We start from the raw sequence: 15,927 nt of genomic DNA, 5'->3' as shown, positions 1-15,927 counted from the left end.
TATAGAAGTATAGATTATCCACCGCGGGTCAATGCCCGGCGCGCGAGCTATTTGCCCTTGGAGGTCTTGCGGTGCGCCTTCGCGGGCTCCGATCCCTTCGCCTTGCCGGTCGACGCGGCGGGCGCGGCCGTGGTCAAGGGCGAGGCGAACACAGAGTTCTCCGGCTCGCACTGCGAGTCCTCGCTGCGAGGCTTTTCCAGCACGACGACGCAGCCATCGAGATCGTTGGTGGCAAGATGCGCGTAGCGCATGGTCATCGACAGCGTCTGGTGGCCGAGCCACATCTGCACGCGCCGAATGTCAATGCCGCCTTGGACAAGGCGCGAAGCGCAAGTGTGGCGCAGGATATGCGGCACCACCTGCTCGTCGGCGCCGAGACCGACTTCGGCTTTGGCATCGTTCCAGATGGCGCGGTATTGCGCCTGGGTAAGTTTGGTGAACGGCCCTTTCGGCCGGCGGTCTTCGGTGGTCGGAGGCAGCTTGATCACTTCCTTGACCCGTTCGGTCATCGGAATGGTGCGGCTACGGCCCGACTTGGTAATCCAGAAGGAGACGCGGTGTTCCTGAATGTCGTTCCAGATCAGGCCGAGCGCCTCGCCGAGACGGCAGCCGGTATCGACCAGAAAGACGGAAAGCCTGTAGGCATCCTCGCTGCGGCTCCTGATGGCAGCGAACAGCCTTGCCTCTTCGTCCCTTTCTAGGAACCGAATCCGTCCCGCCCGCTCCTTCTGGCGGCGGAACTCGGGCAGGCTGTGGATATCTCCCATCTTATGTGCCTTGCGCAACAGTTTGCTAAGGGCAGCCATCTTGCGATTGATGGTTGCATTGCTGTTGCCGCGCTGGCGCAAGGTACCGATAAGATTGTCCAGGGTGTTCTGGTCAAAGGTGGAGAAACGCTCCCCAAGGAGAATCTCGTCTATCTCACCGATGAAGGAACTGACATTGTACTTATGCCGCCCATCATCCCAGAGTATGTCCCGGTATGCTGCGAAGAGCTCGCTGATCCTGTACGACTTTACTTCTCTGATCTTGTTGTAGGTATACCTAAACTTCGAATTCTGAGAAGAAAATACCGCAAAATGACCGGAGGGCTCAACCTCTTGGGTCGCTTCGTTTGACATTCTATGCCACACCCCCTGTGGAATAGGGACCAGCCCTAACCGCTTGGGAGCGTCCTTTCAAGAGTTTTCGAGTTTGGCGTGCGACCCCACCCGCCGGCGGCGGATCCCACAAAGTCGCTCCACAGACCCGATCAGCTTACCGTTTCACCCCCATCCTTTCGTTTGCGTTGACCCAGTCACGAAACAAAACGGCCCGGGCATTGGAGCGCCCGGGCCGGATTTCAACTTATGTCGTTCCAGCCTTTAGAAGGAGCGCTGGAAGCGGAGGAGACCGCCGACGCTGTTCTCCTTGTCGGCGTTGGTCCAGTTGGAGACGGTGTCGTCGCCAACGTGGACGTAGTCAACTTCAGCCGTAACCGTGAAGCCGGGAACGATGTCGTAGGCGATGTTCGCCGCAACACCGACGTTCTTGCCTTCATCAGTCGACGCCTGAAGGTTGAACGAGGTCTTCTCGTTGAACTTGTAGGTGCCGCCGCCCCACACTGCCCAGTTGCCGCTCCACTGCTTGTAGAAGCCGCGGCCACCCGCCGGGATAGCCCAGGTCGGATCAGTGAGGTTATCGTCAGTGCCGTAGCCGGCCATGATGAACAGCGAGATCGCGTCGGTGGCGTTCACATCCAAACGGACCTTACCGGCAACTTCTTCGTAGTTGCTGTCGTAAGCGACGACGCCGCTGATGGCGCCCCAGCCCTGCGTCCACTTCAGACCGCCGACGACATGCGGAACGTAGCTGTCGATCGTGCCGATGACGCCCGAGCCTTCTTCGAGCGAGAGGACGGCGGAGAAGCCGTTGCCGGCGTCGAAGTAGTACTGGACGACATTGGTGTCGAAGTCGCCATAGGGAACCAGGGTATCCTGGATCACGTTGCCGGCATAGCCGATGAAAGTGTTGAAGGCCGATTCGTCCTTACCGACGCGCAGGCCACCGAGCTGGATCCAGGCGAAGTTTAGCGAAACGCCCTTGTTGCCAGCAGGATTGCCGAGGAGAACGGTGTCGCCACCGGTCGTGACAGTGGTGGCGCCGTAGCCGTTGCGGTTACCGAAGTTGAAACGGGTCTCGGTGTAGGTCTTCAACGTGCCGAGCTCGGTTTCCTGGCCGGTCCAGGTCTTCAGCGTGAAACGGGCATTCTTGTAGAACGTATCCTGGCTATCGCCGTCCTCATGGTCGAAGGACTTCGCGCCGTCGAACGAGCCGACATCACCCACGCCGATGTCGTAGCGGACATAGCCGCCGATGCGCAGGCAGGTCTCGGTGCCGGGGATGTAGAAGTAGCCCGAGCCGTAGACGTCGCAGATCTTGACGTATTCGGCCGGTTCCGGCTCGGCAACGACGACGGCGTCGGCGGCGCGCGCACCGGAAACTGCGATCAGGGCCGCAGCTGAGCCGAGAAGAAGGCTCTTGATGTTCATTTTCTGACCTCCAGTCAAAAGTTAAAAAACGGGTCTGGGTATTTTTTGCTGAAGGACAGCGTTCCCTGCCCCATCCCCACTAACCGAAAAAGATGCGCACCGCGCCGCTCCTTCGAAGCCGACATTACCCAGGAGGCGGCGGCGTTCAACCACGATCGTATCGGCAGAAGCTTCATCTGGACGCTATCCCCGTGCGTTGTTGCACAAATGACACGATTTGGCCTCACTCAGAAAGCTCTCATTAACCAATCAGGCCTTGTAGATGCTCTGAGCCGGGCGAATCCGGCAACCGCGGTCCGGATTTGCGGCGCGGTACCAGAATCGCCCGCCAGAGAATCGCCTTGGAATCGCCGCATGGCGCAAAATGCTGCCAGCGGAGTCGATTTTTCGGCGTTTATAGCGGCGGCTTGTTGATTGTGCCGGCGCTTTTCTTTATCCAGCGGCGCGACGGAGAGGTGGCCGAGTGGTCGAAGGCGCTCCCCTGCTAAGGGAGTAGAGGTCAAAAGCTTCTCGTGGGTTCGAATCCCATCCTCTCCGCCACCCTACGCCCTGCGGGCTTCGGGTGGCAGGCCACCCGGAACCGCATTTGGGCGTGGGAGTGTCGCCCGAAGCTACGAAGTAGCGTAGGGGGACCATGTGGTACGTCTATTTTCTGCAGCTGAACAGCGGCGACGTCTATCTCGGGTCGACTAATGATCTCCGACGACGTTTCGAATCGCATCGGTCGGGCTATGTGACTTCGACCAAGGCCCATTTGCCTCTAACCTTAAAGGCCTACATCGCGGTTGAGATCGAGGACAACGCACGGCAACTCGAGCGATATTTTAAGACCGGATCAAGCAAGGCCCTAGCAAACAAGCGTTTCTGGCCGGCAAGACCCGACGAATGACGTTACGACTTATCTATTTGAAATAGAGCGAAAAAAAGCGCTGCCAGCTGATTTTCCTCGACCTCCAGTGTCGATTCTGACTGGAGGTCAGAAAATGAACATCAAGAGCCTTCTTCTCGGCTCAGCTGCGGCCCTGATCGCGGTTTCCGGTGCGCGCGCCGCGGACGCGGTGACCGTCGCCGAGCCGGAACCGGCCGAATACGTCAAGATCTGCGACGTCTACGGCTCGGGTTACTTCTACATCCCCGGCACCGAGACCTGCCTGCGCATCGGCGGCTATGTCCGCTACGACATCGGCGTAGGTGATGTCGGCTCGTTCGACGGCGCACGCAGTCTCGACGTACGTGACGGCAGCGATCAGGGCACGTGGGCGAAGAATGCCCGCTTCACGCTGAAGACCTGGACCGGCCAGGAAACCGAACTCGGCACGTTGAAGACCTACACCGAGACCCGTATCAACTTCGGCAACTCGAATGGCTATGGCGACTCGTTCACGACCGGCGGTCAGCCGATCGGAAACCCCGCCGCCAACAAGGGCATTACCCTGAACTTCGCCTGGATCCAGCTTGGTGGTCTGCGCGTCGGCAAGGACGAATCGGCGTTCGATACGTTCATCGGCTACGCCGGCAACGTCATCCAGGATACGCTGGTTCCCTATGGTGGCTTTGACACCAATGTTGTCCAGTACTACTTCGACGCGGGCAATGGCTTCTCGGCCGTGGTCTCGCTGGAAGAAGGCTCGGGCGCTGCTGGCGGTCCGGTGTTCGACGGGCTTGGCAACTATCTCTACAATGCCGGTTCGGGCAACGACACGATCGACAGCTACGTCCCGCACGTGGTCGGCGGCTTGAAATACACGCAGGGCTGGGGCGCCATCACCGGCGTTGCTGCCTACGATGCGGCGTGGGACGAATGGGCCGGCAAAATTCGCCTGGATGTGAACGCGACCAACGAGTTGTCGCTGTTCGTGATGGCCGGCTACGGCTCGGACGACCACATCGACCGCAACTTCTACAAGCAGTGGGGCGGCAACTGGGCGGTCTGGGGTGGCGGCACCTACAAGTTCAACGAGAAGACCTCGTTCAACCTGCAGGCCTCAGCCGACGACGCCAAAAATGTCGGCGTTGCGGCGAATGTCGCTTATGACATCGTTCCCGGCTTCACGGTCACCGCAGAAGTCGACTACCTGCACGACGGCAAGTTCGGCGACCTTGACGACCGGAATTGGACCAACGCCAACAAGAAGAACAGCGTCGGCGGCATTCTCCGCTTCCAGCGTTCGTTCTAACAGATTTCGCCTTATCGAAATCGAAACCCGGCGGGGCAACCGCCGGGTTTTTGTTTGCTGCTTACGCCACGCAGAGCATCATTTGCATAGTATCGCATTCAGCACGATCGCAAGGACGCAGGTGAGATCAAGTCCTGCTTTGTGGGATGGATCCCAAACGTTCGCCCTGGCGCCTCATCTTCGCAGAAGCAGTCTCAGCAAAAGAGCGAGCGCAATGATTCTGCGCGAAGTGAGCAACGGTGCGGACTTAATGCTCAGACCTCAGCAAGATCGCCCAATGCCCCGATCAACGGCTTGATCTCGCCTTCATAGTTTTTCCATCGCTTAACCGACGAGTTGTAGATCGGCTGGCGAACCTGCCAAAGGCTGAAAGTATTTACCGAGCCATCCCTTTCAAAAAAACGCAAGCAGGCATCGTCCCAAGGCAGTCCGAGATGACCTATGAGACGGCGCGACTGCTCTTCCTGGTCTTCGATCAGTGTCTCATACCGGTTTTCGAAGATGCGCCCCGGAAGGACCTGGCTCCAATGCCGCATCAGGCGATCATATTCCCTGTAGTACAGCCCCAGAGTCTCGAGATCCCCGCTATAGCTATGTGCTTCGTTGAACTTCAGGACGAAACAGGAAATACAATTGTCTATGGCGTCGCGGCGGCAATGAATGATGCGCGCGTTGGGAAACAAAATGCCGATCAGGCCGATCAACTCGAAATTGTGAGGCATCTTGTCGACGATTCGAAGCGCAGCGGGACTCCGCTCGCGGAGGTAGGAAAGGTGCTCCTCGGCCAAAGTCCGGATCAGATCTGGAGTTATAGTCGCGACAGATTTGCCGAGCTTTGCGTCGGTGCCGTCTTTGAGACCTATCCCATTGGCAATTCGTCTAAGCTTGCTGAGCTCGCCGGCGCCATGAACATCAGGATGGCTGGCGCAAATCTGCTCTGTCAGCGTCGTGCCCGAGCGAGGCATGCCGACGATGAATACGGGCACCTCCGAGGGATTGCCATGAGCGGCCAACGAAGCCACCAGTTCGGGCGTGAATGTCTCGATCATGGCATCGACCCAGCGACGGTAGCTTCCCAGGTCGAATTTTTGGCCCCTGGCCTGGTTCCCTTGCTTGAAGTGGTCCATCGCCTCCTTATAGCGACGGAGGTCGTTGAGAACCTTTCCGGCGGCGTGATGAAGGGCTGCCGCGGCTTCCAACTCATGGCCCACGTCCCGAAGCTCCTTCAGGATTGCCGCGAGTTCCGGCGGCTCTTCCGTGAATTTGCGCGTATGCACAAGCGCGTTGTAGGCAGCCGGTACGGCGATGCGCCGTTCTATCGCCTCTCCTAGATGAAGCGCTGCTTCCTCCATACGGCCGAGACTTGCGAGTGCACCGGGCAGCCCGATCTGGGCCATATGATGATCTGGGTTGATCTTCAGCGCCTTTTCAAAGAGCGGCAGCGCCATTTCCCCCTTGTCAAACGCTTTGTAAGCATCGCCCAGGGCGCAAAGCGCTTCCACCAGATCCGGCTTCAAGGCCAAAGCTTGCTGAAAGTGCCTGATTGCCGGCGTGAATTCGGTAAGTTTCAGGTAGGCTTCACCGAGGCTGAGGTGATAATAGGGATTTCGTGGCTCTTCCCCGACCGCCCGAGCAAAATACCGCAGGGCCTTCTCATTGTCGTATCCGATACCGAGGGTTCCAAGAATATAAAAAGCCAACGGATGATTTGGCGTTCTCGCCAGCACGCGAAGACAGAGTTCCTCCGCCTCTGGCAGTCGCTCGGCCTTTTGCAGCTCGAGCGCCTGCCGCAACAGCGTGTCGTCGGCTTGGCCGCGAGGCGGGCCGGCCTTCAGTGGTACTTTCGGCAGCGCGGCTTTTGGCGGCACCGCCTTCGCAGAGGGTTGGCTTTTGAGGTGCTTTGCCCAGGCGGGCGGCAATCGGTTGCTCATCCTGCCTCGCTAGCAAAACCGGCGAGGAGAATCCAGTCTCAGACGAAGCATGCCAGCAGACAGATCCCCGATCAGGTACGAACGAAGCCTCGCCAGTCCATGCGCGACGAAGGCTAGGCGCCGCTCCAGATAGCGGAAGAGCATCACATCCGGGTTAGCCAGTATGCCGACCTTGCACCCGCTCGGGAGCCGGGCTAGCAAGAGGCTCCATCTCAGTGAGCCTTTGCCATGCGCCAGCGCCCTTCCCTCACGCCGATCATCGGTGCGCTTCCCACCACGGTGCCGTTCGTCGGCCCGGAGGCGCAGGAGCGCGAGCGCGGGCGGCCGTTTCGCGCCCGCATCGGCGCCAATGAAAGCAGTTTTGGTCCTTCGCCACGTGTCATTGCCCGCATGGAGGCAATCGCCCGCGACATGTGGATGTATTGCGATCCCGACAATTTCGACCTGAAGGTGGCGGCGGCCGCTCATCTGGGAGTCGGCGTCGACAATGTGGTCGTCGGCGAAGGCATAGACGGGCTGCTCGGCCTGGTGGCGCGCATGTATGTCGGTGCCGGCGATGCGGTGGTCACCTCGCTCGGCGCCTATCCCACCTTCAACTTCCATATCGCCGGCGTCGGCGGCCGCCTGGTGCCCGTGCCTTATGCCAACGACAAGGAGGACCTCGACGCGCTCCTGGCCGCCGTGCGTCGCGAGAAGGCGCCGCTCGTCTATTTTTCCAATCCCGACAATCCGATGGGCAGCTGGTGGGAGGCACCGGAGATCCTGCGTTTCATCGAGGCGCTGCCGGAAACCACCATGCTGGTGCTCGACGAGGCCTATGGCGAGTTGGGGCCGACATCGGCGCTGCCGCCGATCGACGTCTCGAGGGCGAACGTCATCCGCATGCGCACCTTCTCCAAGGCCTATGGGCTGGCCGGCATACGCTGCGGCTACGCGGTGGCGGAACGCGAAGTGATCCGCGACTTCGAGAAGATCCGCAACCATTACGGCGTCAGCCGCATGGCGCAGATCGCCGGGGTCGAGGCGCTTGCCGACCAGGAGTACCTGCAGTCCGTGGTGGCGCGGGTCGCGGCGGGACGCCAACGCATCGCCTCGATCGCGGAACAGAACGGGCTGAAGCCGCTGCCCTCGGCGACCAACTTCGTCACCATCGACTGCGGCAGCGACGGCGCCTTCGCCCTTAGGGTGATGCAGGCCCTGCTGTCGCGCGACGTATTCATCCGCAAGCCGATGGTGCCGATCCTCGACCGCTGCATCAGGGTGAGCGTCGGTCTCGACCACGAACTCGACATCTTCGCCGAGGAGCTGCCGGGCGCGCTGGCCGCCGCAAGGGGGAGCTAGAAGCAGCCGCTCAGCGGTTCGACCTCGCCAGGGCCGGGTTGCCTTTGCCCGGCTCCATACCAGTTTCTGCAAGGCGAAGGCGGAAGGTCGGGACGATGCAAGGTAAGCAGCGAGCCGTGCGGGCACGCATCTCCGGCAAGGTACAGGGCGTCAGTTATCGAGTCTGGACGCGCGGCGAGGCACTGCGTCTCGGTCTGACGGGCTGGGTGCGCAACGAACGCGACGGCTCGGTGTCGGCGCTGATCGCTGGCGCCGATGGCGCGGTCACCGCCATGGTCGAGCGGCTTTGGCAGGGACCGCGCGGAGCATCGGTCGCCATGGTCGAGATCGAGGAAGGCGCTGACGATGACGCGCCAAGCGACTTCCGAATCGTCATCTGAGCGAATGTTGCAGCGAGCTCAGCGGTGGCCTCGAGCACGGGTCCGACATCCTCACCAAGACTGCCCAGCAATTAAGCACACGATATATGTGTGTATATTCTGATTTGTTTACTTTAGCGCCACATCATAGACACATATGCGACCTAGCGCTCGAACAGGTGACGGGAACAGGGGGTTCAATACCAACTAAGTCAACGGGGATATTCAATGCCGCAGCACAGTGCCAACGAGCAGTATCTGCTCGAGCTCATCAATGCCGAGCGCGCCAAGGTAGGCGCCCAGCCCCTGGCCTTCGACAACGACCTCAGCGAAGCCGCCGAGGGCCACGACCAGTGGATGCTCGCGACCGACACATTTTCCCACACCGGGTCCGGAGGTTCGTCGCCGACGACGCGCATGAAGAATGCCGGCTATACGCTGAGCGGCTCGTGGGCGACCGGTGAGAACATCGCCTGGGCAACGACCCGCGCGCCGACCGGCTATGTCGACGAGGTCAAGCTTCTCCACACCAATCTGATGAACTCGTCCGGGCACCGGGCCAACATCCTCAACCCGAATTTCCGGGAAGTCGGACTTGGCTTTGAAGTCGGCGACTACAAGGGCCGCAGCAGCGCCTTCGTCACCGAGGATTTCGGCAAGACAGGCACCGACCTGTTCCTGACCGGCGTCGCCTTCGACGACAAGGACGGCGACCGTTTCTACGATCCGGGCGAAGGACTGGGCGCTATCACGGTGACGGCCAAGAACAGCGCCGGCCAGACCTTCAAGACCACGACGTCCGCCGCAGGCGGCTACGACCTGGTGTTGAAGCCCGGCACCTACACGGTGACGTTCTCCGGCGCCAACATCGCAACCTCGACGCAGACGGCGACGATCGGCACCAAGAACGTCAAGCGCGACCTCATCGACCCGACCATGAAGTCGGGCACGCTCGCCGCGACCGCATCGGCGGAAGATACGGGTTCCGATACCAGCCACACGCAGCCCTCGGCGCCGACCGCTAATTCCGACACCGGCAACACCGGCACCACCACCAAGACCTGGCTCGCCGACTTCTTCAACAACCATTCGGGAACCGATCGGGGCACGCTCGGCTCCGGCGACTCCGCCGGCGCCGCCAAGCATCAGGCCGTCGCCCTCGATGGCGATCATTTCCAGTTCCGCCATGCCGCGCACGCCAATCTGGAGAACGCTCCGGACCTGTCGGACGCAGGACACATCCATCAGGCGGTGGAGCGCGCGGCAGCGGCCCTGCACGACCACCTTCCGGCCGACAATCACGTGTTTGCCGACGCAGCGGATGCTGCGCAGTCCATGGTCAGCAAGATTCTGGCACAGATCGCGGCCCATTCGGAACATCAGACCGCGGACCTCGTGGGCTGATCCGTCAGACGAGGGCGGGCCGCGCCTCGATCGCGGTCCGCCCACCAGCAGCCAGCCGAACGCCACGCCATTTTGAGGGTATGACCACCTGATTCGTTCGTCTTCGCCAGACCTGAAACCTTCCGAGCTGCGCAGGGCCCTCACCTCCTTCCGCGGCTCGTATGTGGCCGTCGCTGCGTTCAGCGGCCTGATCAACGTGCTGATGCTGTCCGGCTCGCTGTTCATGCTGCAGGTCTATGACCGCGTCCTGCCCAGCCGCAGCGTACCGACATTGGTGGCTCTGATCGTTCTGGTCGCCGTGCTCTACGCATTCCAGGGCGTGCTCGAAGCGATCCGGGCGCGGGTGCTGACGCGCATCGGCGCGGGCATCGACGAAACCATCGCCAACCGCGTCTTCGACTGCGTCGTGCGCCTGCCGCTCAGAACGCGCGACCGCGGCGAAGGCCTGCAGGCGCTGCGCGATCTCGACCAGATCAGCGGCTTTCTTTCCGGCCCCGGCCCGGCGGCCCTGTTCGACCTGCCGTGGATGCCGCTCTATGTGGTGATCTGCTTTCTCTTCCACCCTTGGATCGGCGTCGCGGCACTCATCGGCGCGCTCCTGCTTGTGTCGCTGACAGTGCTCACCGACCGGCTGGTCCGCGCCCCGACCAAGGCCATGTCGGGCTTCGGCACAAAGCGCGGCGCGATCGCGCAGGCGAGCGCCCGCAACGCCGAGGTGCTGGCCGCCATGGGCATGGGCGCCAGGCTGGCGAAAAGCTGGAGCCAGGCAAACAACGCCTTTCGCGAGGCGCAGGAACAGGCAAGCGACCTGACCAGCGGATTCGGCGCGGCTTCCCGCATCCTGCGCATGATGCTGCAGTCGATGGTGCTCGCGCTTGGCGCCTATCTGGTCATCCACCAGCAGGCAACGCCCGGAATCATCATCGCCAGTTCGATTCTGACGTCGCGAGCGCTGGCGCCGATCGAGCTCGCCATCGCGCATTGGAAGAGCTTTCTCAATGCGCGCCAGAGCTGGCAGCGGCTGGACGGGCTTTTCGCGGCCTTTCCGATCAGCGAAGGCGGCATGGAACTGCCGTCGCCCAGCTCGACGCTCGCGGTGGAAAACATCAGCGTCGTCGCGCCCGGCGGCCGGCGCGTGGTGGTGGAGGACATCGGCTTTTCACTTGGCGCCGGATCGGGCATCGGCTTGATCGGCCCGAGCGGCTCCGGGAAGTCCTCGCTGGCGCGCGCGCTGGTTGGGGTGTGGCCGCTGATGCGCGGCAAGATCCGCTTCGATGGCGCGGCGCTCGAGCAATGGCCGGTCGACGCGGTTGGCCGCCACATCGGCTACCTGCCGCAGGACGTCGAATTGTTCGCCGGCACGGTCGGCCAGAACATTTGCCGGTTCGACGAGAACGCCTCGCCGGAGACCATCATCGAGGCGGCCCGGGCCGCCGGCGTGCACGACATGATCCTGCACTTGCCGGAAGGTTATCAGACGGAGATCGGGGAAAGCGGCGCGGCACTTTCCGCCGGACAACGCCAGCGGGTGGCGCTGGCGCGGGCGCTGTTCGGCAAGCCGTTCCTGGTCGTGCTCGACGAACCCAACTCCAACCTCGACGCCGCCGGCGACCAGGCGCTGACCCGCGCCATCGAAGGTATCAAGGCGCGCGGCGGCATCGTCATCGTGGTGGCGCATCGGCCGAGCGCTCTTGCTGCGCTCGACCATCTGCTGGTGCTGAATGGCGGCCGGCAGCAGGCATTCGGCCTGAAGAGCGAGATCGCGCGGCAAGCCCTGCAACCTGTGGCAACGCCGCTGCACGCGGTCGGATCGGCGGGCTGAGATGGCGCCAGCATCCAGCTATTTCACAGCCGACCAATTGCGCGCCGTGCGGGATATTGCGTTGTCGGCGAGGACGCGGGTCATTGCCCTCCTCGACCGCGGATCAAAACCCGTCGAAGGTGCATCGCCGCAGCAGCAGCGTCTGCGCCAGGCGATTCGCCGGAACGTGCGGGCGGGGACCGTCGCGGCGGCAACGTTGGTCGGCGGGCTCGGCCTGTGGGCGGCGACAAGCAATCTCGCGGGCGCCGTGGTGGCCGCCGGCCATCTGGTCGTCGATTCCAACGTCAAGGCTGTCCAGCATCCGCAAGGCGGCGTGGTCGGCGCGCTGAATGTGCAGAACGGCAGCATGGTTTCGGCCGGCGACGTGCTGGTGCGGCTCGACGACACGGTGGCGCGCGCCAACCTCGCCATCGTCGACAACGGCCTCGACGAGCTTTCGGCCCGCCGCGCGCGGCTGATTGCCGAGCGCGACGGCACTGATGCCGTGCGCTACCCTGAAGAGCTCCTGGCACGAGCATCCGATCCCGAGGTCGGCCATTTGATCGACGGCGAGAACAAGCTGTTTGCGCTCAGGCGGCAAGCGCGGGACGGCCAGGTTTCCCAGCTGCGCGAGCGCGTCGTGCAGTTCCGGCAGGAAATCGCCGGCATCGACGCGCAGCAGAAGAGCAAGCAGCAGGAGATCGCGCTCACCAAGGTCGAGCTCGACAGCATGCGGAACCTCTGGAAGAAGAAGCTGGTGCCGATCTCTCGGATGACCGAGAGCGAGCGGGCCCAGGCCAGGCTCGACGGCGAAAACGGCCAACTGATCGCAGCCGCCGCCCAGACTCGCGGCCGCATCAGCGAGATGGAGCTGGCGATCATCCAGATCGACCAGGATATGCGCAGCGAGGTGGCGGGAGAGCTGCGAGAGATCGACGCCAAGATGGGCGAGCTGCGCGAGCGGCAGATTTCCGCCGAGCAGTCGCTGAAGCAGATCGATATCCGCGCGCCGCAATCGGGCCGCGTGCACCAACTGGCAGTGCACACGATCGGCGGCGTCATTGCACCAGGCGAGGCGATCATGCAGATCGTGCCGACGGCCGACGCCCTGGTGGTCGAGGCGCGTGTCGCCCCGCAGGACATCGACCAGGTCCGCGTCGGGCAGCCGGCGGCGCTTCGCCTGTCGGCGTTCAGCCAACAGACCACGCCGGAGGTCGAGGGCCAGGTGGACCGAATCTCGCCCGACCTCATTGAGGACCAGAAGGCGGGCGTCGCCTACTACGCCGTGCGTATCGCGCTGACGAAGAGCAGCCTGAAGCAAGCTGGACAGCTCGAGCTGAAGCCCGGCATGCCGGCCGAGGTTTTCCTTCAGACAGGCGAGCGCACGGTCCTCTCCTACCTGCTGAAGCCATTGACCGACCAGGCCAGCCGGGCGTTTCGCGGCGACTGAACCTCCAATTGCCTGATCGAGGCTGCCGGCGCGGTCGAGCGGGCCGTTCCCCACTCCGCCTGCTGTCGCCCTCCCTACGAGGAACACCCTTTATCGCGCTTGAATTAATTGAACGTTCGTTTTATTATTGCCGACGAAGAGGCGACTGAGATGGCGCGCACGACGGGTTCCGATGGCGAAAAGACAGAGGCTGCCGTCCGCGAAGCGGCGGTCGGCCTGATCGCGCGCCTCGGTTATGAGGCGATGTCCATGCGCCTGCTGGCGGCGGAAGTCGGCGTGCAGGCCGCCGCGCTCTACCGCTACTTCCCGACCAAGGAAGACCTCCTGTTCACGCTGATGCGCGAGCACATGGAAGGACTGCTGGAGGCCTGGCGATCGGCCCGCCCCGCTGCCGAGGATCCCGTGGCGCGCCTTGCCGCCTATGTCGAGACCCACATCGCCTTCCACATCGCGCGCCGCCACGCCACGCATGTCTCCAACATGGAGCTGCGCAGCCTTTCGCCGGACCGGCTCACCCAGATCCTCAAGCTGCGCACGGCCTATGAGAAGGAATTGCGCGCGATCCTGCGCGACGGCGCGGAGGATGGCGTCTTTGCGATCGACGACATCGGGCTCACCGCTATGGCGCTGATCCAGATGATGACCGGCGTCATCGTCTGGTTCCGGCCGGGCGAGCGGCTGTCGATCGCCGAAGTCACCACCTCATATCTTTCGATGACAATGCGCCTGGTCGGCGCGACAATCAGCCAAGGCGAAGCGCGCCCCTCCGGGCGCGCCAGGGCCGTCGTGGCACTCTGATTTTCACGCATGATCCCCACGAAGATCGGGGCATGCGCAGGGAGGAACGGCATGTACACGAACACGTTGAGCTTCGGGCTTGATGCCGACATAGAGGCGTTGCGCGACAGCGTGCGGCGCTTCGCGCAGGACAGGATCGCGCCGATCGCGGCCGAGATCGACCGCACCAACGAGTTCCCGGCGCATCTTTGGACCGAGCTCGGCGCGCTTGGCCTGCTCGGCATCACGGCGGATCCCGATTTCGGCGGCACCGGCATGGGCTATCTCGCGCATGTCGTCGCCGTCGAGGAGATCTCGCGCGCCTCGGCGTCGGTGGGGCTGTCCTACGGCGCGCACTCCAACCTCTGCGTCAACCAGATCAACCGCTGGGCAACGTCGGCGCAGAAGGAGAAATACCTTCCGGCGCTCTGCAGCGGCGAGAAGGTGGGCGCGCTGGCGATGTCGGAATCGGGTGCCGGCTCGGACGTCGTGTCGCTCCGGCTGCGCGCCGAAAAGCGCAATGACCGTTATGTGCTCAACGGCTCCAAAATGTGGATCACGAACGGTCCCGACGCCGAGACGCTGGTGGTCTACGCAAAAACCGATCCGGAGCGAAACTCGCGCGGCATCACCGCCTTTATCGTCGAGAAGACGATGGCAGGTTTTTCGGTGGCGCAGAAACTCGACAAGCTCGGCATGCGTGGCTCCAACACCGGCGAGTTGGTGTTCGAGAACGTCGAAGTGCCTTTCGAGAACGTGCTGCATGAAGAAGGGCGCGGGGTCGAGGTGCTGATGTCGGGGCTCGACTATGAGCGCGCCGTGCTGGCCGGAGGGCCGATCGGCCTGATGGCGGCGTGCCTCGACGTTGCAATCCCTTACGTCCACGAGCGCAAGCAGTTCGGCCGGCCGATCGGCGAGTTCCAGTTGGTTCAAGGCAAGCTCGCCGACATGTATGCGACGATGAACGCCGCGCGCGCCTATGTCTATGCAGTGGCCGCCGCCTGCGACCGTGGCGAGACCACGCGCAAGGACGCCGCCGGCTGCGTGCTGTTCGCAGCCGAAAAGGCGACGCAGATGGCGCTCGACGCCATCCAGCTGCTCGGCGGCAATGGCTACATCAACGACTATCCGACCGGCCGGCTTTTGCGCGACGCCAAGCTCTACGAGATCGGCGCCGGCACCAGCGAAATCCGCCGCTGGCTGATCGGCCGCGAGATCATGGCGGAGGGGACGTGAGTTACTTCAAAATATCAAGGCTGTCGAAACATCTCTGGGCAGTGGCACGCGGAGTTCTCGCGTCCGTATCGCTGTCCGGATTTGTGGCGACAGCGCATTCCGATACGCTAAGATTCAAGGATACTGCGGCGCTTCGGCTTGAGGTTATCTCGCGGTTGAGGAGCGATAGCCGTGTCAAGGAGGCTATCCCTGATCCTGTCGATCTGGCTCGACTGAGCGTAACGACAGTGCGCCCGGGTAAGGACCAGAAACTTGAAGTCGACGTCACCAACCTGCTTGGTCGCCTTCGCGAACTGCCTGCCAACGAAGTCGAAACTGAGATCCATCGCTTCTTGAACGTTCTTGTCCTCACCGATACCGAAAGCGGTTTCGACGCTGACCACCTAATCGCGAACATTCGACCTCGCGAGCATCTGGATGCCTTTAAAGACGACGTGGCACCCGAAAAAGGAACTACCTATGAGGATCTCGCTGGAGATGTCGTCATCCTCTATCAGATCGATGCTGAGGAGTCGCTTGCAAGCGTGCCGTTTTCCGACGTCGGAGGCCGTTCCCTCCCACAACTTCGCCAGCTTGCTCTAGAAAATATCGACAAGCAGATGCCCCAGGTCAGGCAGGAGAAGATTCGCGACGGGATATCCCTCTTCACCGTCGAAGGTGATGAGGCTATCTCACCCGCTCTTCTACTTACCGACAAATTTTGGGCACTGCTTGAACCCCAGTTTCCCGACGGAGTACTTATAGCTATTCCGCGACGCGACTCAATTTTTGTATTCGACAAGCGCCTGCCCAACTCGGTTCAGTTAGCCCGCACCTTGATCACCAGGGTTTTTCGAGACGAGCCTGACCTTTTGTCTGAGAATATCTTCGAGCGGCGAGACGGCAAGTTGCAAGTCGTGGCCGAGCAATAGGAGACGACC

13 protein-coding genes and 1 tRNA gene are annotated in these 15,927 nt (G+C 62.2%); 11 read left to right on the top strand and 3 right to left on the bottom strand.

The annotated features are described in order from the left end of the window. Positions 1-47: 47 nt before the first annotated feature. Both EN818_RS09405 and EN818_RS09400 read right to left on the bottom strand, forming a co-directional pair. The gene (locus EN818_RS09405; RefSeq protein ID WP_095805715.1) at positions 48-1,121 is read right to left on the bottom strand and encodes a site-specific integrase; all 1,074 of its coding nucleotides are present in this window, start codon (positions 1,119-1,121) and stop codon (positions 48-50) included. A gap of 243 nt (positions 1,122-1,364) precedes the next feature. Then, the gene (locus EN818_RS09400) at positions 1,365-2,531 is read right to left on the bottom strand and encodes a porin (protein ID WP_095805714.1); all 1,167 of its coding nucleotides are present in this window, start codon (positions 2,529-2,531) and stop codon (positions 1,365-1,367) included. Positions 2,532-2,980: 449 nt separating this feature from the next. Between EN818_RS09400 and EN818_RS09395 the strand changes: the two genes are divergently transcribed. The 3 genes from EN818_RS09395 to EN818_RS09385 all read left to right on the top strand — a co-directional run bounded on the left by EN818_RS09395 (position 2,981) and on the right by EN818_RS09385 (position 4,708). After that, positions 2,981-3,071, top strand: a tRNA-Ser gene (locus EN818_RS09395). Between the two features lie 94 nt (positions 3,072-3,165). After that, a complete protein-coding gene (locus tag EN818_RS09390; protein ID WP_095805713.1) occupies positions 3,166-3,420 on the top strand; it encodes a GIY-YIG nuclease family protein in 255 nt (84 codons plus the stop codon). Between the two features lie 94 nt (positions 3,421-3,514). After that, on the top strand, positions 3,515-4,708 hold the full coding sequence (locus EN818_RS09385) for a porin (RefSeq protein ID WP_095805712.1): 1,194 nt from the start codon (positions 3,515-3,517) through the stop codon (positions 4,706-4,708). Positions 4,709-4,962: 254 nt separating this feature from the next. Here EN818_RS09385 and EN818_RS09380 read toward each other — a convergent pair whose 3' ends face one another. Then, complete coding sequence (locus EN818_RS09380) at positions 4,963-6,639, bottom strand: sulfotransferase (RefSeq protein WP_095805711.1); 1,677 nt, start codon at positions 6,637-6,639, stop codon at positions 4,963-4,965. Between the two features lie 228 nt (positions 6,640-6,867). Between EN818_RS09380 and EN818_RS09375 the strand changes: the two genes are divergently transcribed. The 8 genes from EN818_RS09375 (at position 6,868) to EN818_RS09340 (ending at position 15,918) form a co-directional block, all read left to right on the top strand. Further along, positions 6,868-7,980, top strand: a complete 1,113-nt coding sequence (locus EN818_RS09375; RefSeq protein ID WP_095805710.1) for a pyridoxal phosphate-dependent aminotransferase — start codon at positions 6,868-6,870, stop codon at positions 7,978-7,980. 95 nt (positions 7,981-8,075) lie between these two features. Beyond that, a complete protein-coding gene (locus EN818_RS09370; protein WP_095805709.1) occupies positions 8,076-8,360 on the top strand; it encodes an acylphosphatase in 285 nt (94 codons plus the stop codon). A 207-nt stretch (positions 8,361-8,567) separates the two neighbouring features. Further along, positions 8,568-9,743: a CAP domain-containing protein gene (locus tag EN818_RS09365; protein WP_135904419.1), complete on the top strand. Its 1,176-nt coding sequence runs from the start codon at positions 8,568-8,570 to the stop codon at positions 9,741-9,743. Positions 9,744-9,831: 88 nt separating this feature from the next. After that, on the top strand, positions 9,832-11,565 hold the full coding sequence (locus tag EN818_RS09360; protein ID WP_176478367.1) for a type I secretion system permease/ATPase: 1,734 nt from the start codon (positions 9,832-9,834) through the stop codon (positions 11,563-11,565). A 1-nt stretch (position 11,566) separates the two neighbouring features. Continuing rightward, the gene (locus EN818_RS09355; RefSeq protein WP_095805706.1) at positions 11,567-12,994 is read left to right on the top strand and encodes an HlyD family type I secretion periplasmic adaptor subunit; all 1,428 of its coding nucleotides are present in this window, start codon (positions 11,567-11,569) and stop codon (positions 12,992-12,994) included. Between the two features lie 150 nt (positions 12,995-13,144). Beyond that, complete coding sequence (locus tag EN818_RS09350; protein ID WP_095805705.1) at positions 13,145-13,792, top strand: TetR/AcrR family transcriptional regulator; 648 nt, start codon at positions 13,145-13,147, stop codon at positions 13,790-13,792. A 51-nt stretch (positions 13,793-13,843) separates the two neighbouring features. Next, on the top strand, positions 13,844-15,007 hold the full coding sequence (locus EN818_RS09345) for an isovaleryl-CoA dehydrogenase (protein ID WP_095805704.1): 1,164 nt from the start codon (positions 13,844-13,846) through the stop codon (positions 15,005-15,007). Continuing rightward, on the top strand, positions 15,004-15,918 hold the full coding sequence (locus tag EN818_RS09340; protein ID WP_135904417.1) for a hypothetical protein: 915 nt from the start codon (positions 15,004-15,006) through the stop codon (positions 15,916-15,918). Before EN818_RS09345 ends, EN818_RS09340 begins: the two co-directional genes overlap by 4 nt. Positions 15,919-15,927 lie beyond the last annotated feature (9 nt).

Source organism: Mesorhizobium sp. M3A.F.Ca.ET.175.01.1.1 (assembly GCF_004791945.1).
Taxonomy (GTDB): Bacteria; Pseudomonadota; Alphaproteobacteria; order Rhizobiales; family Rhizobiaceae; genus Mesorhizobium.
This window is presented reverse-complemented; position numbering and strand designations above follow the sequence as displayed.